Source organism: Bacillus sp. DU-106 (assembly GCF_004799705.1).
GTDB lineage: Bacteria > Bacillota > Bacilli > Bacillales > Bacillaceae_G > Bacillus_A > Bacillus_A cereus.
This window is the reverse complement of record NZ_CP026607.1, coordinates 642,235-666,134: the sequence shown is the minus strand read 5'-3', so window position 1 is coordinate 666,134 and position 23,900 is coordinate 642,235. Positions and strand designations below refer to the sequence as shown.

Genomic DNA, 23,900 nt, shown 5'->3' with positions numbered 1-23,900 from the left:
ACGTCAATCATTTCTCACTAAAAAGCTTTTAAGGTTATACTCAAAAAAGCACCGCCATAAGGCGATGCTTCTTCATTACGAGTATGATACAGTTTTTTCTTTTTCTTCAACAGCAGGCTCTTCAGCATCTTTTTTACGATCTGATAGTTTAATTTTTTGTAAGAAAATCGTAAAGATGGCACCTACTACGATAAATACTAATCCTGTTAAGAATACAGTATGAAGCGAGTCTACTAAAGAGTTTTTCAAAATAGGTACAATGCTGTTAGCAAACGCTTCTGGCATTTGTTTTAATGCCTCTGGGCTAAATAGCATCGAATATAAACCTTGTGGATCTGTGTGAATCATATCTTTAAATTTCGTTACCATTTGTCCCGCTTCTTTCGGGAATGTATCTAATACAGGTACTAATTTATTTGTTAACGTTGTACCTGAAGTGTTATTCATAATTGATCCTAAAATTGTAATACCAAATGTTCCACCAATTTGACGGAAGAACTGACTTGATGACGTTACGACACCAAGGTCTTTTTTCGGGAAGCTTTCTTGTAACGCTAATGTTAATGTCGGCATTACAAGACCCATTCCTAAACCGATAACCATCATATAAGAAGTAGCTGTAAGCTTCGTTGTGTGCATATCCATCGTTGTTAATAACCAAAAACCACCGGCCATAATAAGCATACCTGCGATAATTTGTGGTTTTACACCAACTTTTAATACAAGTTGCCCACCGATAATACTCATTACAATCATTGTAATCATCATTGGAGTCATAATTGTTCCTGATTCAGCAGCACTTACTCCTACAATACCTTGCATGAAGAATGGTACGAACATAATCGCGCCGAACATTCCAATACTCATAAAGAATCCAATCGCATTCAGTATTGTAAATGTGCGATTTTTAAAGAAATGCATTGGTAAAATCGGCTCTTCAGCTTTCGTTTCAACAATAACAAAGCTAACGATACCAATTACAGCTAGTGCGAATAAACCGATAATTTGCCAAGAATCCCATGCATAATCTTTTCCGCCAAACGTTAGCGCAAGTAATAAACTTACAACACCTAGAATCATCGTAAAGATTCCAGCGATATCAATTTTAATTGGTCCTGTTTGTTTATGTGATTTTAATCCCATTGCAATAAAGATTGTTGCTAAAATACCAACCGGTAAGTTAATGTAGAATACCCATCTCCAGTTCACTGCATCTACAATCCAACCACCAACTTGCGGTCCAATTACAGAAGCAAGACCGTATAACGCACCAAAAATACCTTGCCATTTCGCACGTTCTTTTCCCGTGAACATATCTCCAATAATAATCATAGCCATTGGCATCATAATACCGCCACCAAGACCTTGAATACCACGGAAAATAATTAATTCTGTCATACCATTCGCCATACCACATAACGCCGAACCAATCATGAAAATAACTAGCCCTGTTATATATACGTTACGACGACCAAGTAAATCCGCTAATTTACCTGCAATTGGTACAACTGTCGTTGATGTTAACATATAAGCTGTCGTTAACCATGTCATTAAACTTAATCCGCCTAGGTCACCGACGATACGTGGCATTGCTGTACCAACAATTGTTCCATCTAATGCAGCAAATAGCATCGCGATTACTAAACCGATTAACAACAACTTTCTATTTTGATTTTCTTGTTGCTCCATGTAATCTCCTCAATTCCTCTTAGTTATTCTCTTTTTTCTCTTGTGTCCCGCAAATAATGGTTTCTAACTTCTCAAAGAGACGTAATAAATCTTCTCTTTCTTGCAACTCTAAATGTGAAAAGTATTTTGCAATATGCTCGTTGCGAGCTGTCATTGCCTCTTCTACTCTAGCTTTCCCCTTTTTCGTTAACTCGATGATGACAACACGACGGTCATCTTTGTCGTGATAGCGTTCTACAAGTTCTTGATCGATTAGACGATCAATCATCACTGTAATCGCGCTAGGCTTCACATACATCTTTTTTGCTAATGTTGTCGCTCTTGAAGCCCCATAATGATCTAAAATCTTTAAAATATAAAACTGCGGTGGTGTAAGTCCTGTTGCTTGCATTTGTTCTAATAACTCCGTCTGCATTTTCTTTCCAATCGAAAAGGCAAGAGCTTGAATTTTATCGATATGCGTCATATCATTTGGCATGTTATCCACCTCTTATTTAAACAATAAAATATTTAACGTATTTAAATATTAATCCCGCGAACAAAATCCGTCAATACTTTTATTCATAAAAACGTTTACATTTTTGTCACAAAGTTGTATAATTTTCGACGAAGTTAATATTGACAGTCACGGAGAAACGGAGTACACGGCTATGAATCATAAAAAAGGAAACTTTTTTATATTTCATGGCCTTTTTATATTCTCTGTCTTAAAACGCTTCGAATTAATTAGGGGAGGATTTTCATTTTATGTTTTTCACACAATTATTTAAACCTGCGCCCCACGCGGAACGCTTACCAGCTGATCGCGTTGATAGCGAATACCGTAAATTACGTTTACAAGTATTCTTAGGTATCTTCATCGGTTATGCAGGCTACTACTTTGTTCGAAAAAACTTTTCACTAGCAATGCCATACTTAATCGAGCAAGGCTTTAGTAAAGGGGAACTTGGGGTTATCCTTTCAGCAGTTTCTATTGCTTACGGATTAAGTAAATTTCTTATGGGTATCGTATCCGATCGTTGTAATCCTCGCTACTTTTTAGCAGCTGGGCTATTTTTATCAGGTATCATTAATATTATTTTCGGCTCATTTTCTTTCATTACAACGAGCATTATACTTATGTTTGTACTTCAGTTTTTAAATGGATGGGTACAAGGTATGGGATGGCCTCCTTGTGGTCGTACGATGGTGCACTGGTTCTCTATTAGCGAACGTGGTACAAAAATGTCTATTTGGAACGTCGCTCATAATGTTGGCGGAGCGCTTATGCCTTCCCTTGTAACATTAGGCTTATACTTCTTCGCAGATGACTGGAAAAGTATTTTTTACTTCCCAGGTATTCTTTCAATTTTAGTTGGTATTTATGTATTAATTACGATGAAAGATACACCTCAATCTTGTGGACTACCTTCTATTGAAGAACATACTGGGGAATATCCACCAGATGAAAAAGTAAAAGATCGCGAACGCGAACTTTCAGTAAAGGAAATTTTATTTAAATACGTATTAAACAATAAGTTTTTATGGTACATCGCTATTGCGAACGTTTTCGTATATTTCGTACGTTACGGCGTTGTAGACTGGGCTCCTACTTATTTAGTAGAAGAAAAAAGCTTTACTCATAGTAGCTCACGTACTGCTTACGCTCTATATGAATGGGCTGGTATTCCAGGTACACTTCTTTGCGGATGGATGAGTGATAAACTATTTAAAGGACGTCGTGCACCTGCTGGTATTCTATTTATGGTTGGTGTATTTATCGCAGTTCTTGTTTACTGGTTAAACCCTCCTGGTAATCCAATGGTTGATAGTATCGCACTTGTCGCAATTGGATTTTTAATTTACGGACCGGTTATGTTAATTGGTCTACACGCTCTAGATTTAGCACCAAAGAAAGCTGCTGGAACTGCAGCAGGCTTAACTGGATTCTTCGGTTACTTAGGCGGAGCAGCTTTCGCTAGTGCAGCTATGGGCTTTATCGTAGATGCATTCGGATGGGATGGCGGATTCATCTTATTACTTGCATCTTGCGTACTTGCAATGTTCTTCCTTGCTCTTACTTTAAATACAGGGTCAGTAAAATCAAAACAAGCTTAAATAATATATAACAAGCATAAAAATAGCTCTTAGCATTTACATACATGCTAAGAGCTATTTTTTATTTTCATTGCTGTTCCTACTAATGATAACAACCCATTCCTTCCCTACTATAAGATTAAAAGATTTGATGAAACACCTTTATTAAAACGGCTAACGTAACAGATGCAGCAAATCCCCCTAAACAAATAAGACTGACACCTTGGCTATATGACAAATTTTGAAATGATTTCATTACTTCCATCCTCCCTATCTCCCCTTTGATACTTTTATTTTACCAATGGGAAAAATTTCATAACATCGATTTCTCTAACAACTAACTTACAAATTTGTAAGTTAACATCTTTTCAACTTATATATCTAGTATTTCCACAAATAAGAGTCATTTATACATAAAAAAAGACCTCAGTTATACTAAGGTCTTCGTTACATTCTATTTCATTTTACAATCATCACTGGACATTTCACACGCTTTGCTATTTTATGACTTACACTTCCCAGCACCATTTCTTGCAGTGTATTGAGCCCTCTACTTCCAGCAATGACAAGATCTATATCTCCTGTATTCACATATTGAACAATTGTATCTCCAGGATCACCATGTAATATCGTAATTGTATAAGAAATGTTCTCTTTCTTTAATAAACCTTCAATCTCTTTTAATTTATCTTTTCGACTAGCTGATATTGTTTCTAAATCTGTTTGACCTTGTATAATATCTGATTTTGCCGTTCTATTATCTACTACGTACACAACTTCAACATTTGTTTCTTCGCTACATTTTGCAATATATGTTGCATGTTCCGCTGCTCGAAGTGCATGTTCAGAACCATCACATGCTAATATAATTTGTTTGTACATATGCTGAATCCCCTTTTCGTTATCCTACTCGTATTATATAATAAAGCCCCCTAAAAAGGAGGCTTTTAACTAGCAATTCTTTTATTATAAGTAGCTAAATTTGCAACAAGTTTTGAGCTACGTTCATTTAATCCTGTTATACTTACTTTCACGCCACTTTGTTCATATTTCATAATAACTTTATCAATTGATGCCACTGCCGAATCATCCCATACGTGCGCATGAGTAAAGTTCATTTCGATTTCTTTTATATCTTCATCCAATGAAAAAGCATTTATAAAATCTGCTGTAGATGCAAAGAAGAGTTGACCGTGAATTTCGTATATTTTCTTATTTTCAATATATAAATGTTTCACGTGAATCTTTGCCATATTGAATGCAAATAAAACCGCACTAATTACTGTTCCGATAATTACACCTAATCCCAAATTATGAGTGATAAGAACGACCACGACTGTTACGATCATGACGAATGCGTTCCCTTTTGGCACTTTATGAATCGTTGCTACAGAGTTCCAATCAAACGTTCCGATTGAAACCATAATCATAACTGCAACTAAAGCTGCCATCGGAATATGAACGACATAATCTCCTAAAACGAATAGTAATACGATTAAAAATCCGCCCGCTACAAATGTTGATAGGCGACCTCGTCCACCTGATTTAATATTAATAACAGATTGACCGATCATTGCACAACCTGCCATTCCTCCGAAGAAACCAGCAACAATGTTTGCGATCCCTTGTCCACGTGCCTCTTTATGCTTATTACTTTCCGTATGCGTCATATCATCTAAAACTGAAGCTGTTAATAATGATTCTAGTAAACCGATAATTGCAAGCATAACTGCATAAGGTAAAATAATCCCTAATGTCTCAAGTGTAAAAGGCACGTCAGGAATACTAAAGAACGGTAATTCTTTCGGCAGGCTTCCCATATCTCCTACTGTTTTCAACTGTAATCCGCTCATAAGTGCAATACTCGTCACAATAATAATTGAAATAAGCGTAGAAGGTACAGCCGTTGTAATACGTGGAAATAAATATATAATTGCAAGTCCTAATACAACGAGTGCATACATTTGCCAAGTTGCATTTTTAAAATGTGGCAATTGCGCTGTAAAAACTAAAATTCCAAGTGAATTTAAAAAACCACTCATAACGGATTTCGGAACAAACTTCATAAATGAGCTCAGTTTGAACACGCCAAAAATAATCTGGACAATACCTGTTAATATTGTTGTAGCAAATAAATATTGCAAACCATGATCTTTAACAAGCGTTACCATTAATAATGCCATTGCACCTGTTGCAGCTGAAATCATTCCAGTTCTTCCGCCAACAAATGAAATGGTAACTGCAATACAAAAGGCTGCGTATAGTCCAACTGTCGGATCCACGCCTGCAATAACAGAGAAGGCTATCGCTTCAGGGATTAACGCTAAAGCAACGACAATTCCTGATAACACGTCCCCTTTCACATTAGAAAACCAGTCATTTTTTATCGTTTGAAACAAAATATCACTCCTCTACTCCTTTATAATTTGATTTTCTCCATAAGAAAATCTAGCCGACTGCACGAAAGCTATTATATAACGAGTAGAAGATTTTTTGCTATGTAAAAGTTTCCTAAAAATGATATTACCTTCGTAGCTTCTTTTTTAGGAAACTTTAAATATACTATCACCTATTGTTGATTTAACGTACAATGATTTCGGATTCTACAGTATGTCAAATGAAGAAAACTTTGTTTGGATGGATGAAAAATGCACATGTAATTTAGTTCATTTAAAGTTCTATAGATATTTCCACTTCATATATGAGGTTTAGTTTGGATAGTTTAGGGTTAGAGGAGTTTATACTAATTTAATGAAAATAGTAAGAGCACTCTTTCGAGTGCTCATTTTATGCAGATACAGTTGCTTTATCCTTACGGAATATACCCATTAACCCACCGATTAATAGTAATACGCCTGGTAATAAGTAAATTATAGAAATACAAATAAATCCACCGATAGCAGCCACAGTCATCATAATACCGCCAACCTTCGCTTTACTTCTTACCATAACAGATCCAACAATTCCTAAGATTGATAGAGCCACAGCTCCCCAACCTAAACCAATAACAGTATTTGCTCCATCAGCTTCAAAAGCAGCTCCCATACCGCCGATCAATAAAGCAACAAATGCACAAATAATACCAAAAATACCTCCAATAAGACCTAATACAAATTCAGCTGTTCTTTTCATTTCAATCTCTCCTTATTTAGCAACTTCAAATTCAAATTTCACTGATTTCTCGTCAAATGTAAATGTAGGTTTAAATGTACCAACAAACTTATCGCCTTCTGGTACATCAAATAACATTTTGTTTGTAATTTGGTTACCTGGCGCAATATTTTCATTTATAAACGTATTTTCCCCACCAAAGTACTCTTTGAATTGGTTGCCGTTAGTATCAGCAATTTTTAATTCAGAAGTTCCAAAATATATATCTTTTTTGCCATTATTTTTAGCGTTAAAACCGATTTCTAGTACTTTCCCTTTTTCAGCTTTTACGTATTCGTTAGGCTCAACGAATTTAGCTGAACTGAAAGTAAGTTGTAGACCATTAACTTCTACAGTATCTCCAATTTTATAAATCTTGCTTTCAGCTTTTTCCTTTTTATCTTTCTTTTCAGCCTGTTTAGGAGCATCGTTTTTACTCACTTCTTTAACTTCAGTTTCACCACAAGCAGATAAACTAAAAGCAAGTGCACCTGTTAAAGCAATAGTACCCAATTTTTTATACATTCTTTTTCCTCCGATTATGTAAAATGTAAGATTTTCGAAACTATCATAACAGAAACAGTTACAACTTTTTTGTCATATTTTGTCGAGGAAAATAAAAAAAGACGCTATATCAGTAGCATCTTTTCTCATTTCATTAATGTCCACCGTGTCCTTGACCACTTTCCTGAACAATTTCTAACCTCTCATCTAGTATTCCTTGTGTTTCAAATGAAATATCACTCGTACTTCCTAATAAGAAACCGTGATTATATGGTCCAAGTGTTGGATCATCTTTAAACTTCGGCTGAATGCTTGCAAGGAAGTCATACACTGGTTGTGAAGCTTTACCTTCTTCTAATAATACAACAGGTGCGTGTTTACCCATATGTGAAAAAGGTGCCCCAGCAACTGCTAAATCTGGTGTTTTGCTTGAAACAAATGATAAACCGTGACCAGGTTTTGTGAATCCCCAGCCAAATTTTGTTTTTTCATCTTTAAACTTAGCGAACGCAATCGAGTTTTCTGTAGGGGTCTCTCCACTAATACGCGTTACTTTCCCGTATTTGCTTAGCTCTTTTTCTACTTCTTTTGAAACAATTTTTTCTGGCCCTAATACATATATATTTGCTTTATCTTTTCTCATTTTTAATGCCTCTATTGTCGCTTCTGGCACCTTATCTTTTTCTGTATATAAAAGCGGTTCTGGCATATGAGAAATCCAGTTTACAGCTGGTGTTGTATATAAACGTCCTTCTTCTTCAGACGAACCAATAATAACACTATTTGGGTAGCTTCCTGTTATATCGGCATACTCCTTATCAACATCCTTCGCAAATATAGCTGGATCTGTTTCTTTTATTTGTTTTACTTTATAACCTTTTAATTGCTCAAGCGCGCTAGTACCTACATCCCCCATCACCATAATTTGTGTTCCATCTTTCGTTCCGATTGGATTTAATCGTTTTATTTCTTTTAACGTCATTTCCGGTATCTTTTCTTTTTCTATAAATAAAATCGGCCCGTTATTCGGATGATGAATAAGGTCTGCACTCGCAATACCTAATTGCCACTCGCTTGCTGGTACTAAAATAACAGCACCTGGCTGGTTCTCCTTATGAGTTACTGGCCATATCGTTTGTGAAGTTAATACTGCCATTTGCAAAGGGTCGTTTGTGTTTAATCTCGTTACATTTTTTAAACTTGTCGTTAATAAATCATTAGATGCACCTTGGTTCATTTCTTTTGGCGCCGTTACCTCCTGATTCATTTTCATTTCCTTTTGCTCTGTTTTCTTCTCTTTTGTAGATTCATGGTTTTTATGGTCTGTATTCGTTTGTCCGCATGCAGCAAGACCAACTGCTGTAATTATTGTTATCCCAAAAATTCGGGTCATTTTTTTCACTATACCGCCTCCGTATTAATCATTTTTGAGCCAATATGATTACCTAAAATGTAATTTCAACTCCACAATAACAAGCAATTCTGAAGAAATTATGCAGACACATCATAATCTGCACCATTTCTTCATGATTTTGCATTACACTTTAAGTAACGATTATAAATATGGAGGGCTCTCTATGATTGATATACTGCTCGTAGACGATGAACCGAGAATGCTTGAATTATTAACGCTTTATCTTACACCAATTGGATATAACTGCGTATGTGCGACTTCAGGAGAAGAAGCTATTTTACATATAGAAAATCGAAACTTTAAATTTGTTTTACTCGATATTATGATGCCAAAGATGGACGGATGGGAAACGTGCAAAAAAATCCGATCTTTTAGTAACATTCCTATTATTATGGTTACAGCTCGTGATCAAACAGTAGATGTCGTTCAAGGATTAAAAATTGGAGCCGATGATTACGTAACGAAACCTTTCCATGAAGAAGAACTTTTCGCAAGAATTGAAGCCGTTTTAAGACGTACAAATGAACATAAACAAATCCAATATCACGGTATTGTATGGGATGAAACAAAACACTTCGTTTCTGTCCATAATGAAGAACTCCTTCTCACACCAATTGAATTTTCTTTACTCGGATTATTTTTACGCCATGTGAACTACGTATTAAACCGTGATCAGCTCATCGAACGAATTTGGGGGTTAAACACAAATACAGAAGATCGCACAGTCGATTCACATATTCGTAATTTACGTGATAAATTGCGAAAAGCAAATTTCCCTATTGATCATCATTTAAAAACCGTGTATGGAGTAGGTTATCGATGGATTAATACTGAACAGTAAGGGGCAAAACGATGAAACGAATTTCAATTCAATTCGGATTTTATTTTTTAATTGTTACACTTTTAATTGAAAGTGTTCTCTTTATTTTGCTCTATTATAGTCTTGTAAACACTAGAGTAAATGAAGAAATGACAGCTTTATTAAAGCGAGGAAATAGTCATCGAGATGTACTTGAAAAATATTACGATGAGCAAACCATCTCTCACGTAGCATTAATGGAATCTGAAGCTGAAACAACTGTCGTTATTACAAATGCAAATAAAGAAATACTAGCTAAATCTAACGAAATAAACACGACTATAAACGATCATATTAGTAAAATGCAAACTCGAACAGACCATAATGGAGCGATTATAGAAAATCATTGGAAAACATCTAATTATATATGTACAGTTAGCCCCATTGTAGTAGATGGAAAACATGAAGGCTATGTGTACATGTTTCTTGGAACAGAATCAATTGAAAAGTTAGTTAATGGATTAACGAAACAATTCATTATTGCTGGTGCCATCACGTTTCTACTCACAGTCATCACAATTTTCCTATTATCTCGATTATTAACAAAACCATTGTTACACATGAAACATGCCACTGAAAAAATGAGTAAAGGTGATTTATCTGTTTCATTAACAACTACTCGAAATGATGAAATTGGTGAACTAGCATCATCTATTCAGACGCTCGCAAATGATCTACATTATATGAAAACAGAGCGAAGTGAATTTCTAGCAAGTGTTGCTCACGAATTACGAACACCGTTAACATACGTAAGAGGTTATGCTGACATTGCTTTAAAAGAAAGCACCCCTTCTGAACAACGTTTGCGATATTTATCAATTATAAAAGATGAGTCTGATTACATTACAAACTTAGTTCAAGATTTATTTTCACTTGCACAAATGGAACAACATAACTTTTCTATTCAAGTAAAGGAAGTGCATTTACACACCTTCCTTACGCGTATATGTGAAAAAGTAAACGCCATGTATAAAGAAAGGTACATTAAAGTTTCTTTCTCTTGTCCTCCTACACTGCTAGTAAACTTAGATGAACAACGATTCGAACAAGTTGTTGTGAATATTTTAAATAACGCTTATAGACATTCAAAAGAGCATTCTCATATAAACATTTCTGTTACAGAAGAACATAAACATATTTCCATTGCAATTGAAGATGAAGGCGAAGGTATTCCGCTTGAAGACCTCCCTCACATTTTCGAACGCTTTTATCGAGTTGATAAAGCAAGATCACGAGCTACAGGTGGAACTGGTTTAGGACTATCTATCGTGAAAGAAATTGTAGAGCTACACGGCGGGACGATTACTGTCACGAGTGAAGTTGATCATGGATCTTGTTTTATCATTTCATTACCATCTGTAAAGAAACACGACTACCATCAGTAGTCGTGTTTCTTTATCCCGCATTAACGGGCAGTAAGACCCCCTACATCAAAATTCAGCGGAAGCAAAGAAGTTAGGTGGGGGATCAACTGCCCGTAAAAGCCCGATTGGTTCAACTAATAATCAGTGGGAGATGAACAAAACCCCCACTGATTAAAGTTTCACTTTATCATTTTACTTTATAATATAAATTTACAAATTGCCCAAAACGTTTCGTATCCGTTAAAGTTAAATTAATTTCTGGATTCTTTTCTTTAAATAATGGGACACCTGAGCCTAATATATGCGGTGTAATCGTAACAATATATTCATCAATTAGATTATTTTTAAAGAATTCTCTCAGTAGCTCTCCTCCACCAACCATCCATATTTTAGACCCTTCTTGTGCTTTTAACCTTTTTGTAAACTCCACTACATCTTCATTTACAAATTCCACGTTTCCGTCTGAACCTTTTTCTGAACGAGAAAAAACATAACATGCTTTATCTAAGTACGGGAATGTTTCCGTATGCTCTACTACATAATCGTACGTTTTCTTTCCCATAATTATTGTATCAATCGTTTCGTACATTTCTGTATAACCATTATCTCCCTCTCCTTCCGTTTCCATTAACCACTCTAAATCATCATTTTCTTTCGCAATATATCCATCTAAACTCGCCGCTATAAATAAAACTATTTCACGTGACATATCTTTTCCTCCTTGTATCTCATCTTGATAACATATGATGTAAACAATATACTAACAATAAAACATGACAATTTATGTCACGTTAAAAAGAAAAGGTGATACATTTGTCAAAAGCTAAACGCTTATTAGATATTCTTATATTTGCTTCTGCGAAAAAAACATTTACAGCTCAAGAAATAGCTGATGAATTTAATATTTCCGTTCGTACGGTTCATAGATACATTTTAGATTTAAGTGATATGGGGTTGCCCATTTACGCAGAACAAGGTCGTAACGGCGGCTATAAAGTATTAACGAATAGAGTAATTCCGCCTATTTTATTTACGGAAGAAGAAGCAGTCTCTATCTTTTTTGCTTTTCAATCTTTAAGTTACTATCGCGACTTACCTTTTAACACAGAAATCAATTCCGTTACACATAAACTGTATAGCTCCCTACAACATGATGCGAAAGTGAAAGTTGATAAAATACGTTCTTACATCGCTTTTTGGAATCCGAAGCGCACAATTGATACACCTCTTTTAAACGAAGTGTTAACCGCGGCTATTGAAAATAAAAATTTACACTTTCAATACGAATCTAAATCGGGGTTAAAAACAAAACATGTTCATCCTATCGGTGTATATGCTCATGACGGGCTATGGTACTTACCGTCCTATGACTATGGCAGGAAAAAAGTATTACTATATCGCATCGATCGTATTCTTTCCATATTATCAACGGAAGAAAATGAGGATACATTCATGAATTTAGAAGAGTGGTTTGCCTCTAACTCTAACGTAGTACACATCCCTACTCAGTTACATGTTTTACTGACAACAGAAGGCGTACGCCAATGTAAAAGCGTCCCTTATCTTGAGGAATTCGTTATAATAAACGAGGATGGGACAGGATATATAAATTCAACAATTGATAAAGGAGAAATCAATTTTATTACCCCTTTATTTTATAGACTCGGAAAAAATGCAAAAGTTTTAGAACCGACAGAATTGATAGATGGTTTACGTATACGTGCGAAAGAAATTTTACATATGTATGGAGACGAAAAAAGCTGCTAAATATAAGCAGCTTTTTCGTCGATTTGTTTCTATTATTTTGATTGTTGACGAATATCGAACCACCAACGATTTTTCTCATTCATATTCTCATTGCCACTAAACCCACTGTAACGGAAAGCATCAAGGAAGATTGAATCTAGCTTATCCTCATCTACAAAATAACCTAAGTTAACCTTCACCGTTTGTCCTGGTGTGATACTGCCAATATTGTAAAAGCTTTTCCCTTCTCCGTGAGGTTCTAAATAATCAACTTCGCCCGTCATAATATTTTTTTCTGTAATTCCATCTCTTTCAGCGTAATTCCATACATTCCCCTTACTTTTAAGCACTTGTATGGATGGATGCATATAGATTTCTTCTGTCGCCTGTTTACCTATATTTTTCACTGTTGTTGTCAGGTAGACAAATTTAGGATGAATTAATTTTGATTCTACTAATTGATCAATTGAATCTTTACCATTTCCAACTTTATATTCATCCCGTCTATATGGTATCAATTGTCCAGCTTGATCCAAAGCCTGATTCCTACTTAGTATTCCTAAGCCCAGTTCATTAAAGTTTTCTTGTTTAAAATCTTTGATTGAATCAAAAACTTCAACCTTTTCTATCACATATTCAATTTTGCTGTTATCCATGATAATCGTTACTGGAACTTTTTGTCCTATATGAAATAGTCGTTTACTATCTTTTTTCAAAGGAATCACCTTAGTTTTTTTAGGCTTACTTTCGTCGCTAAAATACTTTTTATCATAATCTGTTATATGTGATGCCTTTTCTTTTGACGTAGGCTCAAGTGAAATACTCCCTAACACATCCACCATTTGTTCTTCATTTATATCGTTTCCAATATAACTTTGTAACATGATCCCTTCTTCCTCAAAGAATAGAAAAACTACCCTGTCCATCATTAAATCTTTGTTACCAGTTTCTCTATGGACAATTACTGCCTTCTTACCATTTATCTCTTTTTCTTCATAACTTTTCGAGTACAGAGTTGGAAAATCTGAATTTCCCCCTACTCTCCAAAGAACGAATGAAAAGCCTCCATTTGCATAGTTATCTTTAAATGAATATTTCATAGCAGAGTCATCAATTGCTTCCATATTTTCTGGCAATTTACCAACCTTCAACTTATACCACTGATCACTCTTTTTCGAATCCTTATTTGTTAAGGAAACATTTACTTCATAATTTTGTTTTTGAACAATCATATTATAGACTTTTACTGCACCAAAAACGGTTGTCGGCATACCAATCAATAAGCAGGCAGCAGCGATTAACATACGATGTCTTTTACTCTTTTTCTGTGGTCGCTCGCCCTTCAGCTTCATTTCCTCCATAAACAGTTTCTTTTTGCGCGTATATGTATGTGAAAATTCATGTTGTTCTTCGGATTTATCAAAATCATCTAAAGCAATTTTTTCAGCAAGTTCATATATTTCTTTGGAGTTCTTTGAATTCGTCATGTTGTATACCTCCTATCATATTTTGGACTCGTTTTCGAGCGCGTTCAAACTGCTTGCGGACATTAGCCTCCGTAATCCCCATTACACTTGAAATTTCTTGATACGTTAAGTTATAGAAGACTTTATACTTAAACACCTGTCTGTTAGATTCATTTAACTCTTTTAGCAATGTATCAATTTGAACCTCAGACATTTTACGTTTTTCCCACTCTTCAATATTTTCATCTACTGCTTCTATTGATTCTCTTTCATATTCTTCTAAAAATGTTTCATGTCGTTTATTTTTCCGGTAACTATCAATCGCCTTGTTTTTCGCGATCCTCAAAATATAGCGTTTAAGCTCTTCAGTGCTCAAGCTATGGAGCTTTTCCAAGTCCTTATAAAGAGTAATAAACGTCTCTTGAACCGTATCTTCAGCCTGTTGAATATTATTTAAAATAGAATAAGCTACATAATAAATTTTTTGTTCATACAACTCATATAGCTCTTCCATCTTTTCATAATCTTTGTTTGTAACTTTCATATAATTCCTCCTCTCACTCTATATAACGAATGAGCACTGTAACTTTGTGACACTGCAAAATCTTTTTATAGATAAAATTTAATAATAGAATAAACAAAAGCCCAATTTCTCTATTTTAACTGAGAAATTGGGCTTTTTAATATTAGAATTTTCCTGACTGTATCTCTAAGAAAAATTCTTTTACACCTTTTCAATATGTATTATTTGCTCTATCGCTTCTTTTAACAAATGCTTTGTCTCTTCAAAGTTATGATTCTGTTTTTCTCCCGATTGTACCATATAAAACTCAGCAAACGGGCGCTCTTTATATCTTGGTACGACATGCATATGGTAATGTGTTAACTCGTTAAATACTCCACCATTTTGACAAACTGTAACTCCATCTGGTTTGTATAATGCCTTAATCGCTTTTGCAATAAGCTTAGAAGCATCCATAACAGATTTTGCTACAACATCATTTAATTCATCTACTTCTACAACATGCTGCTTCGGCACAATTAAAGTATGACCTGGATAGAAAGGTTCATGATCTAAAAAACATGTTACATACTCATCTTCGTATACTCTATATATTTTTTCCTCTTCATTTGCTAATTTACAACCTAAACATTCCATCATACTTTCTCCCTTTATTAAAAACATAAAAACGTGAGAGCCGTATTCTCACGTTTTTATGTTTCATTTTATTAGTTCAATTGTTTCCGTAACCTTTATACTATCTTTTACAGATTGAACAATCGTACAATTTTTCACTGCAAGTTGCAGCGCCTTGTCCAGCTGCTCTTCTGTAATGTTTTCTGCTTTAATTTTATAGTGCAAATGAACACTTTCAACTGGCTTCGATAAAGCTTCACTTCTACCAATTTCAGTTTCGATTGTAAACGTATCATATGTAATACGTTTCTTTTCTAAAATTGTTCGAAAGACAATTGCACTACATCCTGCGATAGAAGAAATGAGTAATTGTAACGGTGAATACCCGTTTTCTTTTCCAATCACTAATTGACCATACGATAAATCTGCTTCTATATCATCGTGTTTGATTGTTAGTTTCATTTGTTTTTTCCATCTCCACTTTCATCGGTTTCTGCCGTTTCTTACTAATATAATAATATATATAGCAGAAAATGATAAATGGAATACCACAGTATAACGCCATTCTTTGTTCAGGAATAAACGCTAAACTAATAACAACGATGCTATTTGTAATTAAGGCTAAAATTGGGACAATTGGGTATAGTGGTGTTCTATACTTTAAGTCCTCTAACTTTCCTCCGCCTTTTATATACTGACTTCTAAAGCGAAGTTGCGATAGAGCAATAATGATCCAACTTGAAACAGCCGATAAACCAGCTATCGATAATAAATACATGTATACTGTATCTTCTGCAAGGAAACTTGTGAATAGAGATAATCCAGCTACCGCAATCGTTACGACTAGCGCTGTAATTGGAATACCACGCTTATTTACTTTCTGGAAGGAAGTTGGTGCCATTCCCTCATTTGCAAGTGACCATAGTATACGCGTCGCTGCATATAATCCAGAGTTCGCTACAGATAATAACGCAGTAATAATAACGAAGTTCATAATATCAGCTGCGTATGGAATACCAATTTTATCAAATACGACTACGAATGGACTTTCAATTACGCCTGCTTCTTTCCAAGAAATTAATCCTACTAAAATCGTCATTGTTAAAATGAAGAATAACATAATGCGCCATACTGTATTACGGATTGCACGTGGAATTGTTTTTTCTGGATTTTCACTTTCTCCCGCTGCAATTCCGATTAACTCTGTTCCTTGGAACGAGAAGTTAACTGTAATCATTGTAAGTAATACGGCAGCTAGTCCATTCGGGAAAAGTCCACCATCGCTTACAAAGTTAGAGAAAAGAGGTGCTGCTTCTTTTCCGTCATATGATATAAATCCTAATAATGCACTACCACCAAGCACAACAAATGCAAGAATTGTAATTACTTTAATACTAGAGAACCAAAATTCTAATTCGGCATAACTTTTCGCCGAAATTGCGTTTGAAGCATATAAAATAACACCGAATACAAGGCACCATACCCAAACATCAACATTTGGAAACCATCTTTTCATCATTAAACCGATTGACGTTAATTCTAGACCCACTGTTACTGCCCAGCCGAGCCAGTATAACCAGCCAATCATAAAGCCCGTTCCTGGTCCAATAAACTTCGTCGCATACTTTTGGAAAGATCCTGAAACCGGCATCGCTACCGTTAACTCTCCAAGACAAAGCATTGTTAAATACATAATAAATCCGCCTACTAAATATGAAAGGATGGCTCCCCCTGGTCCAGCCTGATTAATGGTGTAACCTGAACCTAAGAAGAAACCAGTTCCGATTACACCACCAAGTGCGATCATAAATAAATGTCTACTCTTCATCGTACGATGTAATTTCTCATTCGTTGGTTGCTGCATCTAAATCCTCCCCCTACCATACCCCTATATCCTGTTAAAATTTTCTGATAATAAAAATATACACGAAAGCGATTACATTTTCTATATAAAATTAAAACTTTTCTGATAAAACAATATAAAAATCGAATTATTGCAAGATTTAGATTCTATTTAGAGGAAAATAAGGATAAACAAGGAAAAAACCCTTACATATATTGTAAGAGTCAACGGAGTTCTAATCTTCTCGATAAAATTGATAAACTATAATTTACGATAAAGTACATACAAGCTACTACTATAAACGTCGGAATCATGTAATTCACATTTTGCCCGCTAATAATTTGAGCATTATGCATAAGCTCAGGGAGTGATATAACAACCGCTAGCGACGTATCCTTCAGCAATGAAATAAATTGACTGACAAGCGGCGGAACCATTCTCCTTAATGCTTGTGGCAAAATAATATGCCAAAGCGCTTGAACATACGTTAATCCCGAAGATCTTGCAGCTTCAACCTGCCCTTTTTCAATAGACAATAGACCACTTCTAACAATTTCAGATATCATTGCTGCCTCAAATATTGTTAAAGCAACAATTGCAGCTGTTATAATTTCTAATTTCAAGCCTGCTTCTGGAAGTGCAAAATACGTGAAAAATATAATTAACAGTAGTGGTAAGTTTCGAATCACTTCAACTATAACTCCTAATACTTGTGAGACGACAGGTATTTTCGTGTAGCGCAATATACCGATTACACTTCCAATAATAAAACTAAGTACAATTGCTATGAGCGCTACCTCTAATGTTATAAGTAATCCTTTTAATAAAAATAGAATATGATCTCCTGTAATTGCTCCCTTGAAATCCATTTACACCGCCTCCTTTGCTAAGCGTTTTTCTAAATAACGCACTAGCATACTGAGCGGAATTGTTAATATTAAATAAAACATCCCGACAAATATATAAACATCAAACGTAACAAACGTCTTCGTTGAAATTAAATCTCCTTGATACATTAAATCAGCACCAGCAATAATTCCAAGTATTGAAGAGTTTTTAACTAAATTGAGAAACTGGTTTCCTAAAGGGGGAATTACAATTTTCACTGCTTGGGGTAAGACAACATAATACATCGCCTGCACATACGTTAGCCCTGAAGAGCGAGCAGCTTCCATCTGCCCTTTCGCAACTGATAAAATACCAGCGCGAATTACTTCTGCAATAAAAGCTGCCGTATATACCGTAAGCGTAACTGTTCCTGCTACAAAACCATTTAAAGTAATTCCTATTACAGGTAAAGCAAAATAGAATATAAATGCAATTAATACAAGTGGAATATTTCTTACAAACTCCACAAAAGCTGATCCTATCCAATTTAAAATGCGAATAGGTGCAATACGCATTACTGCCAAAATTACTCCTAAAATAAAACTACCTATCAATGCAATTACACTAGACATAACTGTATATTTAAACCCTTCTAAATACATATCAATGTTATTCGTTAATATAGAAAAATCAGGCACATATTCTCCCCTCTTTCTTTACAAGAAGAGGATGAGTACTCTCATCCTCTCACTTTTACTATCTACTTTTCTGGTTTTTGTCCAATCCACTTCTCATATAATTTGTCATACTCCCCGCTTGCTTTCATGTCTTTAATTAAAGTATTAATCTCTTTCGTTAAATCATCTGCCCCTTTTTGCACTGCAATTCCATACGGTTCATCTGTGAAAATTTTTCCTACTACTTCATAATTAGAATCTTGTTTTGCCATTCCGTAAAGGATCGCATTATCTGTCGTTAACACATCACCTTTACCTGCCTTTAACGCTGTAAATGCCTCACTATAATTTTCAAACTCTAATACAGTCGCTTCTGGTGACTTTTGACGAATGTTATTTGTAGATGTTGATCCTTTTACAGCTAATACTTTAACGCCTTGTTTTATATCATCGACGCTCTTAATATTGCTTCCTTTTTTCACAAGTAACGATTGTCCTGCTTTAAAATATACATCTGAAAAATCCACTTCTTTTTTGCGTTCTTCCGTAATTGTCATTGTTGCAATAATTGCATCAATATCACCATTTTTCAGCATTGGAATGCGTGTTTTAGACGTTACTTCTTTCAGCTCTAGCTTCTTTTCATCTCCAAGAATCTTTTTCGCCAGTGCCTTGGCGACATCAACATCGAATCCTTCTACCTGCCCTGTTGAAGGATTTTTTAATCCAAATAAATTCGTATCATTCTTCACCCCAACTACTAATTTCCCTCGTTTCTTAATTTGCTCAACAGCCCCGCCTTGCTTCGTATTTGTTTCCTTTGCCTCATCTTTCTTACTTCCGCATCCAGCAACAACAAGCACGAATAAACATGAAAATACGATTAAAGTAAATAACTTTTTCATTTTAAGCATGAAATTCCTCCTCTAATGATTTAGCACCCGACTTAAAAATAAACGGGCTCTTTCTTGTTCAGGGTTTGCAAAAAAGTTCGCCGGTGTTGTATCTTCAATAATTTGGCCATCATCCATAAATAAGATCCTATCTGCTACCTCTCTAGCAAATCCCATTTCATGCGTGACAACGACCATTGTCATCCCTTCTTTAGCCAGTGCTTTCATAACATCAAGTACCTCTCCAATCATCTCTGGATCAAGAGCAGACGTAGGCTCATCGAATAGCATAATTTCCGGCTGCATTGCAAGTCCTCTAGCAATTGCCACCCGTTGCTGTTGTCCTCCGGATAATTGATGTGGATATACGTTAGCCTTCTCAGGGATTCCTACTTTCTCTAAATAAAACATTGCTGTTTTCTCTGCTTCTTCTTTGGAAACTTTATTTACTTTAATCGGTGCTAATGTAATATTTTGAAGAACCGTTTTATGTGGATATAAATAAAAATGTTGAAAGACCATCCCAATATTTCGCCGCAATTCATTCATGTCCGTTTTTTTATTGTGTACCTCTGTATTTTGTACAATTAATTCTCCATCTGTAATTGCCTCTAATTGATTTATACATCGAAGCAATGTACTTTTTCCTGATCCTGAAGGCCCGACAACTACTACCACTTCGCCTTTTTTCACTTGCACATTAATATTTTTCAAAACTTGAAAGTTACCATAATATTTATTTACATTACGAAATTCTATCAACATACTCCCCCTTCCCCTAACAATGCATGTACATTCTTTTTATATTCAAAAATAGTCCCAAAAATAACTTTTAGCTTCAATTTGTCCATAAAAAAAGCAAAGGGTTTCCCCTTTGCTTCTTCATTTTTATTCGATTAAGATACTTCTTCTTTCTTATCTTTCCCGTATTCATGCTCCCAAAAATCAGCATTTTTAATTCCTAATGGCCCTGGATCGAATACTGGATCTTTTCCTTCTTTTTTCTGTTTTTCATAATCCTTTAATGCGACTAATGCAGGTTTTTGTAACAATAAAATCGCAATGATATTTACCCATGCCATAATTCCTACCCCAATGTCGCCTAAAGCCCAAGCCGTTGCTGCTGTTTTTATACAGCCGTAGAATACAGCTCCTAAAAATACAAACTTTAGTACCATGGACATCCAAGGGCGATCTTTATCACGATTTAAGTACGCGATATTCGTTTCTGCAATGTAGTAATACGCCATAATTGTTGTAAACGCGAAGAATAATAACGAGATTGCAACGAAACCATTTCCAAATCCAGGGAAAACAGATTCTACCGCCGCCTGTGTATATCCTGGTCCTGGCTGAGCGCCGTTTAGTTTATTAACGATAAAGTTTTTTCCGCTTGCATCAAATACGTTATACATGCCTGTAATAATCATCATAAATGCTGTTGCTGAACAAACAAATAATGTATCAATGTAAACGGAAAATGCTTGTACTAAACCTTGCTTAGCTGGATGTGATACTTCGGCTGCAGCTGCTGCGTGTGGTCCAGTCCCTTGTCCTGCTTCATTGGAATAAATACCACGTTTTACCCCCCAAGAGATTGCTAAACCGATAATACCACCGAAAGCAGCTTCTAATGCAAATGCACTTCTTATAATTAACATAAATGCTTCTGGCAATTTTTCAATATTCATAGCAACAATGACGCAAGCTACTAAAATATAGCCTATTGCCATAAACGGTACGACAACTTGCGCTACGTTAACAATTCGCTTTACTCCACCGAAAATGATAAGAGCTAATACGACAACTAATATAGCCCCTGATACGGTAGTATTAATACCAAAAGCAGTTTCTAAACTTACAGCAATACTATTTGCTTGTACACCTGGTAGTAAAAGCCCCGTTGCAAGAATTGTCGCTGCAACGAATACTAAAGCATACCATTTCACACCTAAACCTTTTTCAATGTAATAAGCAGGTCCACCACGAAACTGCCCTTGATGTTTCGTCTTATATATTTGCGCGAGTGTTGATTCTACATAAGCTGATCCTGCTCCTAAAAAGGCTACTGCCCACATCCAAAATACAGCTCCTGGTCCACCGAATGCAACCGCTGTTGCTACCCCAGCGATATTCCCTGTTCCAACACGTCCTGATAACGAAAGTGCTAACGCTTGGAATGAAGAAACACCAGCTTCTGATTTTTCCCCTTGAAATGTCAGCTTCACCATTTCTCCTACATGTCTTACTTGTAAAAACTTCGTTCGAATAGAAAAATATAAACCTACTCCTAAACATAAATAAACAAGTGCTGGACTCCAAACAATATTATTTAACCAATTTACGAAAGCTTCCAACATTCCCCCTCCTTTTTATAAAGAATATTCAGAATATATATAAAATTATAAGTGTATACCGAATCTAGGACAATATTATTTTAATAAAGTAAACATATTTTTGTATAAAAAAACAAAGTATATATTTGTTTTATATACTTTGTTTTGAACTAAATGTATTATATATTCACAATTGCTTCTCTTTTAATAATTCTTTCGTATAGCTCTTCTGATAATTTCAAGAAGTTATCAGGCATATCTTTCCCTTTAAACTTCTTTTGAAGCGTTCCATATAAACCTATATCACGTAAACGTAAAAATAGTGGTAACGATTCATACCAACTATCCGCCAGCCTGTGCTCATACTCATATCCTTTTCGTAACACTTGTAACTGTTTACGAGCAAAATCTGTCTTCTCTTCTGCTGTCCACGGTGTAAATAGAACAGAGTAGTATAAAACCATCGCTAAATCATGTATAAAGTAATTATAAGCAGCATCATCAAAATCAAAGATTGTTAGCTCTTTACCATCATAATGAAAATTGCCTTGATGAATATCACCGTGCATAAGACCGAACGTTTCTCTTTCAACTGGAAGAGCCTTAATTTCATCCATTAATACCGCTGCAATCTCTTTCACTTGACCATCTTCTAATTCATTAACAATTCCACTTTCGTCTTCTTCCCACGTATCACGGTAGTCTGTTTTAGGATAATCCATTGTAAGGCGATGCAGTTGCCCAATCGCTTTTCCCCACGCTTCAAAATAAGCATCTCCCCAATAAGGCGATTCTGCTCCTTTTACTTGCTCACCTTTTGCATATATAAATAAAGAAGCGAAAAAGAAAGTCCCATCCTCTGCTACGATTTCTTCTACGAGATTTCGAGACGTTGAATAAAGAGGTCCTGCTACCTTTGCCCCATTCTCCGCAACATATCGTAAAAAATCTAGTTCAGCCTCTACCTCTTGTTTAGAACGATGAGAAGAATGTGTTAAACGTAATACATAATCTTCATCATTATCACCCTTCGCCTTAAAAATATAATTCTCAAAATCTCCAAGTGGCTTTTCTTCTACTGTTACATGAAACAAATTCGCTGCTCTTTTTAAAATCTCTTTCGTAAAAACACGTTCTACAGCTATTTCCATATATATCCCTCCTATATATCTTCTTAATTCGACACAAATGTTAGAAGTACTGCTATGAAGTTGAATAATGCGTGGGCAATCATAGCTGATAAAATAGAATTTGTTTTCTCATATAACCATGCAAATACTACCCCACTCAAAAAATTCACCAGTAATGTGTTATATGTAGGGATATGGACAACGGTAAATATTATGGAACTAATAAACATACCGCCCCACATGCCATATCTATCACGAAAAAATGTATAAAAAACACCTCGATATAAAATCTCTTCATAGATTGGTGATATAATTGCTGCTCCAATTACCACGATACAGAATGAATAGATTGATTTATCATTTTGGACCGTCTCCGTCTTACTATTTTCAAAGGAAATACCCATTTTCTCCATTATCACTAATACAGCAATACTAGCTACAATTAAGAAAATAACCGCTCCAACTGTCCATAAAAGATCTTTCCATGAAAGCTTCCGAATTCCAATATCTTTCCACGAGAGTTTATATCTTTTGATACAAAAAAGATAAACTACAGTAGTAAATATCACTGCCATTATAAAGCCCATTAATACTCCAGCATATAGTGAGTTACCTATTATTTCTAAAATATATTTATAAAAAAGAGATTCAATAGTTACTGGAACAATAACAAATACAAACATAAATAAATATAAAATTTCTTTCCATCCCCACATATCCCTCAAAGTCATTTATATCATCCCCTATACCCTATTTTCTATAGTATAAAAGATGACGTAACGTAACT

General features: G+C 35.2%; 25 protein-coding genes. 4 read left to right on the top strand and 21 right to left on the bottom strand.

The window, feature by feature from the left end; translation table 11 throughout:
- Positions 1–75: 75 nt before the first annotated feature.
- Both C3Y97_RS03425 and C3Y97_RS03420 read right to left on the bottom strand, forming a co-directional pair.
- Positions 76–1,689, bottom strand: a complete 1,614-nt coding sequence (locus C3Y97_RS03425; RefSeq protein WP_000437647.1) for an MDR family MFS transporter — start codon at positions 1,687–1,689, stop codon at positions 76–78.
- 19 nt (positions 1,690–1,708) lie between these two features.
- The gene (locus C3Y97_RS03420) at positions 1,709–2,167 is read right to left on the bottom strand and encodes a MarR family winged helix-turn-helix transcriptional regulator (RefSeq protein WP_001132365.1); all 459 of its coding nucleotides are present in this window, start codon (positions 2,165–2,167) and stop codon (positions 1,709–1,711) included.
- 269 nt (positions 2,168–2,436) lie between these two features.
- On the opposite strand from C3Y97_RS03420, the gene glpT reads away from it, so the two are divergent.
- The gene (gene glpT / locus C3Y97_RS03415) at positions 2,437–3,786 is read left to right on the top strand and encodes a glycerol-3-phosphate transporter (RefSeq protein ID WP_000466385.1); all 1,350 of its coding nucleotides are present in this window, start codon (positions 2,437–2,439) and stop codon (positions 3,784–3,786) included.
- A 118-nt stretch (positions 3,787–3,904) separates the two neighbouring features.
- Here glpT and C3Y97_RS03410 read toward each other — a convergent pair whose 3' ends face one another.
- The 6 genes from C3Y97_RS03410 to C3Y97_RS03385 all read right to left on the bottom strand — a co-directional run bounded on the left by C3Y97_RS03410 (position 3,905) and on the right by C3Y97_RS03385 (position 8,821).
- Positions 3,905–4,021 (bottom strand): DUF4027 family protein, encoded by a 117-nt coding sequence (locus C3Y97_RS03410; RefSeq protein ID WP_000834733.1) that lies wholly within the window; start codon positions 4,019–4,021, stop codon positions 3,905–3,907.
- 203 nt (positions 4,022–4,224) lie between these two features.
- The gene (locus C3Y97_RS03405; RefSeq protein WP_000277999.1) at positions 4,225–4,647 is read right to left on the bottom strand and encodes a universal stress protein; all 423 of its coding nucleotides are present in this window, start codon (positions 4,645–4,647) and stop codon (positions 4,225–4,227) included.
- 65 nt (positions 4,648–4,712) lie between these two features.
- Positions 4,713–6,164: a SulP family inorganic anion transporter gene (locus tag C3Y97_RS03400; RefSeq protein WP_000487893.1), complete on the bottom strand. Its 1,452-nt coding sequence runs from the start codon at positions 6,162–6,164 to the stop codon at positions 4,713–4,715.
- A 388-nt stretch (positions 6,165–6,552) separates the two neighbouring features.
- A complete protein-coding gene (locus tag C3Y97_RS03395) occupies positions 6,553–6,897 on the bottom strand; it encodes a DUF4064 domain-containing protein (RefSeq protein ID WP_000831286.1) in 345 nt (114 codons plus the stop codon).
- 12 nt (positions 6,898–6,909) lie between these two features.
- Positions 6,910–7,440: a DUF4352 domain-containing protein gene (locus C3Y97_RS03390; RefSeq protein WP_000277063.1), complete on the bottom strand. Its 531-nt coding sequence runs from the start codon at positions 7,438–7,440 to the stop codon at positions 6,910–6,912.
- Positions 7,441–7,573: 133 nt separating this feature from the next.
- Positions 7,574–8,821, bottom strand: coding sequence for a cell wall-binding repeat-containing protein (locus C3Y97_RS03385; protein WP_136363028.1), 1,248 nt, complete (start codon positions 8,819–8,821; stop codon positions 7,574–7,576).
- Between the two features lie 175 nt (positions 8,822–8,996).
- Between C3Y97_RS03385 and C3Y97_RS03380 the strand changes: the two genes are divergently transcribed.
- Both C3Y97_RS03380 and C3Y97_RS03375 read left to right on the top strand, forming a co-directional pair.
- The gene (locus C3Y97_RS03380) at positions 8,997–9,674 is read left to right on the top strand and encodes a response regulator transcription factor (protein WP_000565476.1); all 678 of its coding nucleotides are present in this window, start codon (positions 8,997–8,999) and stop codon (positions 9,672–9,674) included.
- An 11-nt stretch (positions 9,675–9,685) separates the two neighbouring features.
- The gene (locus C3Y97_RS03375) at positions 9,686–11,077 is read left to right on the top strand and encodes a sensor histidine kinase (RefSeq protein WP_000822528.1); all 1,392 of its coding nucleotides are present in this window, start codon (positions 9,686–9,688) and stop codon (positions 11,075–11,077) included.
- 166 nt (positions 11,078–11,243) lie between these two features.
- Here C3Y97_RS03375 and C3Y97_RS03370 read toward each other — a convergent pair whose 3' ends face one another.
- The gene (locus C3Y97_RS03370; RefSeq protein WP_000085779.1) at positions 11,244–11,765 is read right to left on the bottom strand and encodes a dihydrofolate reductase family protein; all 522 of its coding nucleotides are present in this window, start codon (positions 11,763–11,765) and stop codon (positions 11,244–11,246) included.
- A gap of 104 nt (positions 11,766–11,869) precedes the next feature.
- On the opposite strand from C3Y97_RS03370, the gene C3Y97_RS03365 reads away from it, so the two are divergent.
- Positions 11,870–12,823 carry a helix-turn-helix transcriptional regulator gene (locus C3Y97_RS03365; RefSeq protein ID WP_000030256.1) on the top strand — a complete coding sequence of 318 codons (954 nt, stop codon included), beginning with the start codon at positions 11,870–11,872 and terminating at the stop codon, positions 12,821–12,823.
- A 32-nt stretch (positions 12,824–12,855) separates the two neighbouring features.
- Here C3Y97_RS03365 and C3Y97_RS03360 read toward each other — a convergent pair whose 3' ends face one another.
- The 12 genes from C3Y97_RS03360 to C3Y97_RS03300 form a co-directional block, all read right to left on the bottom strand.
- Complete coding sequence (locus C3Y97_RS03360) at positions 12,856–14,289, bottom strand: ECF-type sigma factor negative effector (protein WP_000185128.1); 1,434 nt, start codon at positions 14,287–14,289, stop codon at positions 12,856–12,858.
- The gene (locus C3Y97_RS03355) at positions 14,255–14,812 is read right to left on the bottom strand and encodes an RNA polymerase sigma factor (RefSeq protein WP_136363025.1); all 558 of its coding nucleotides are present in this window, start codon (positions 14,810–14,812) and stop codon (positions 14,255–14,257) included. The genes C3Y97_RS03360 and C3Y97_RS03355 overlap by 35 nt, the downstream gene beginning before the upstream one ends.
- 180 nt (positions 14,813–14,992) lie before the next feature.
- Positions 14,993–15,430, bottom strand: coding sequence for an HIT family protein (locus tag C3Y97_RS03350; protein WP_225989760.1), 438 nt, complete (start codon positions 15,428–15,430; stop codon positions 14,993–14,995).
- 60 nt (positions 15,431–15,490) lie between these two features.
- Entirely contained in the window at positions 15,491–15,868 is a 378-nt protein-coding gene (locus tag C3Y97_RS03345) for an OsmC family protein (protein ID WP_000778843.1), read from the bottom strand.
- Complete coding sequence (locus tag C3Y97_RS03340) at positions 15,843–17,270, bottom strand: amino acid permease (RefSeq protein ID WP_001187097.1); 1,428 nt, start codon at positions 17,268–17,270, stop codon at positions 15,843–15,845. The genes C3Y97_RS03345 and C3Y97_RS03340 overlap by 26 nt, the downstream gene beginning before the upstream one ends.
- 203 nt (positions 17,271–17,473) lie before the next feature.
- Positions 17,474–18,118: an amino acid ABC transporter permease gene (locus C3Y97_RS03335; protein ID WP_000345960.1), complete on the bottom strand. Its 645-nt coding sequence runs from the start codon at positions 18,116–18,118 to the stop codon at positions 17,474–17,476.
- Positions 18,119–18,775, bottom strand: coding sequence for an amino acid ABC transporter permease (locus tag C3Y97_RS03330; protein ID WP_001112667.1), 657 nt, complete (start codon positions 18,773–18,775; stop codon positions 18,119–18,121). It abuts the gene before it with no gap.
- Between the two features lie 62 nt (positions 18,776–18,837).
- Positions 18,838–19,668: a glutamine ABC transporter substrate-binding protein GlnH gene (gene glnH / locus C3Y97_RS03325; RefSeq protein WP_000916491.1), complete on the bottom strand. Its 831-nt coding sequence runs from the start codon at positions 19,666–19,668 to the stop codon at positions 18,838–18,840.
- A gap of 12 nt (positions 19,669–19,680) precedes the next feature.
- The gene (locus tag C3Y97_RS03320; RefSeq protein ID WP_006917993.1) at positions 19,681–20,412 is read right to left on the bottom strand and encodes an amino acid ABC transporter ATP-binding protein; all 732 of its coding nucleotides are present in this window, start codon (positions 20,410–20,412) and stop codon (positions 19,681–19,683) included.
- A gap of 131 nt (positions 20,413–20,543) precedes the next feature.
- Complete coding sequence (locus tag C3Y97_RS03310) at positions 20,544–22,004, bottom strand: alanine/glycine:cation symporter family protein (protein ID WP_000387160.1); 1,461 nt, start codon at positions 22,002–22,004, stop codon at positions 20,544–20,546.
- Between the two features lie 158 nt (positions 22,005–22,162).
- Positions 22,163–23,134, bottom strand: a complete 972-nt coding sequence (locus tag C3Y97_RS03305) for a phosphotransferase enzyme family protein (RefSeq protein WP_000401644.1) — start codon at positions 23,132–23,134, stop codon at positions 22,163–22,165.
- A gap of 23 nt (positions 23,135–23,157) precedes the next feature.
- On the bottom strand, positions 23,158–23,844 hold the full coding sequence (locus tag C3Y97_RS03300; protein ID WP_136363024.1) for a CPBP family intramembrane glutamic endopeptidase: 687 nt from the start codon (positions 23,842–23,844) through the stop codon (positions 23,158–23,160).
- Positions 23,845–23,900: the final 56 nt, after the last annotated feature.

Bases quoted from the DNA above. Each gene is read 5' to 3' on its own strand.
- C3Y97_RS03425 (WP_000437647.1), bottom strand. From the start codon at position 1,689: ATGGAGCAACAAGAAAATCAAAATAGAAAGTTGTTGTTAATCGGTTTA.
- C3Y97_RS03420 (WP_001132365.1), bottom strand. From the start codon at position 2,167: ATGCCAAATGATATGACGCATATCGATAAAATTCAAGCTCTTGCCTTT.
- glpT (WP_000466385.1), top strand. From the start codon at position 2,437: ATGTTTTTCACACAATTATTTAAACCTGCGCCCCACGCGGAACGCTTA.
- C3Y97_RS03410 (WP_000834733.1), bottom strand. From the start codon at position 4,021: ATGAAATCATTTCAAAATTTGTCATATAGCCAAGGTGTCAGTCTTATT.
- C3Y97_RS03405 (WP_000277999.1), bottom strand. From the start codon at position 4,647: ATGTACAAACAAATTATATTAGCATGTGATGGTTCTGAACATGCACTT.
- C3Y97_RS03395 (WP_000831286.1), bottom strand. From the start codon at position 6,897: ATGAAAAGAACAGCTGAATTTGTATTAGGTCTTATTGGAGGTATTTTT.
- C3Y97_RS03390 (WP_000277063.1), bottom strand. From the start codon at position 7,440: ATGTATAAAAAATTGGGTACTATTGCTTTAACAGGTGCACTTGCTTTT.
- C3Y97_RS03380 (WP_000565476.1), top strand. From the start codon at position 8,997: ATGATTGATATACTGCTCGTAGACGATGAACCGAGAATGCTTGAATTA.
- C3Y97_RS03375 (WP_000822528.1), top strand. From the start codon at position 9,686: ATGAAACGAATTTCAATTCAATTCGGATTTTATTTTTTAATTGTTACA.
- C3Y97_RS03370 (WP_000085779.1), bottom strand. From the start codon at position 11,765: ATGTCACGTGAAATAGTTTTATTTATAGCGGCGAGTTTAGATGGATAT.
- C3Y97_RS03360 (WP_000185128.1), bottom strand. From the start codon at position 14,289: ATGACGAATTCAAAGAACTCCAAAGAAATATATGAACTTGCTGAAAAA.
- C3Y97_RS03355 (WP_136363025.1), bottom strand. From the start codon at position 14,812: ATGAAAGTTACAAACAAAGATTATGAAAAGATGGAAGAGCTATATGAG.
- C3Y97_RS03350 (WP_225989760.1), bottom strand. From the start codon at position 15,430: ATGATGGAATGTTTAGGTTGTAAATTAGCAAATGAAGAGGAAAAAATA.
- C3Y97_RS03345 (WP_000778843.1), bottom strand. From the start codon at position 15,868: ATGAAACTAACAATCAAACACGATGATATAGAAGCAGATTTATCGTAT.
- C3Y97_RS03340 (WP_001187097.1), bottom strand. From the start codon at position 17,270: ATGCAGCAACCAACGAATGAGAAATTACATCGTACGATGAAGAGTAGA.
- C3Y97_RS03335 (WP_000345960.1), bottom strand. From the start codon at position 18,118: ATGGATTTCAAGGGAGCAATTACAGGAGATCATATTCTATTTTTATTA.
- glnH (WP_000916491.1), bottom strand. From the start codon at position 19,668: ATGCTTAAAATGAAAAAGTTATTTACTTTAATCGTATTTTCATGTTTA.
- C3Y97_RS03320 (WP_006917993.1), bottom strand. From the start codon at position 20,412: ATGTTGATAGAATTTCGTAATGTAAATAAATATTATGGTAACTTTCAA.
- C3Y97_RS03305 (WP_000401644.1), bottom strand. From the start codon at position 23,134: ATGGAAATAGCTGTAGAACGTGTTTTTACGAAAGAGATTTTAAAAAGA.
- C3Y97_RS03300 (WP_136363024.1), bottom strand. From the start codon at position 23,844: ATGACTTTGAGGGATATGTGGGGATGGAAAGAAATTTTATATTTATTT.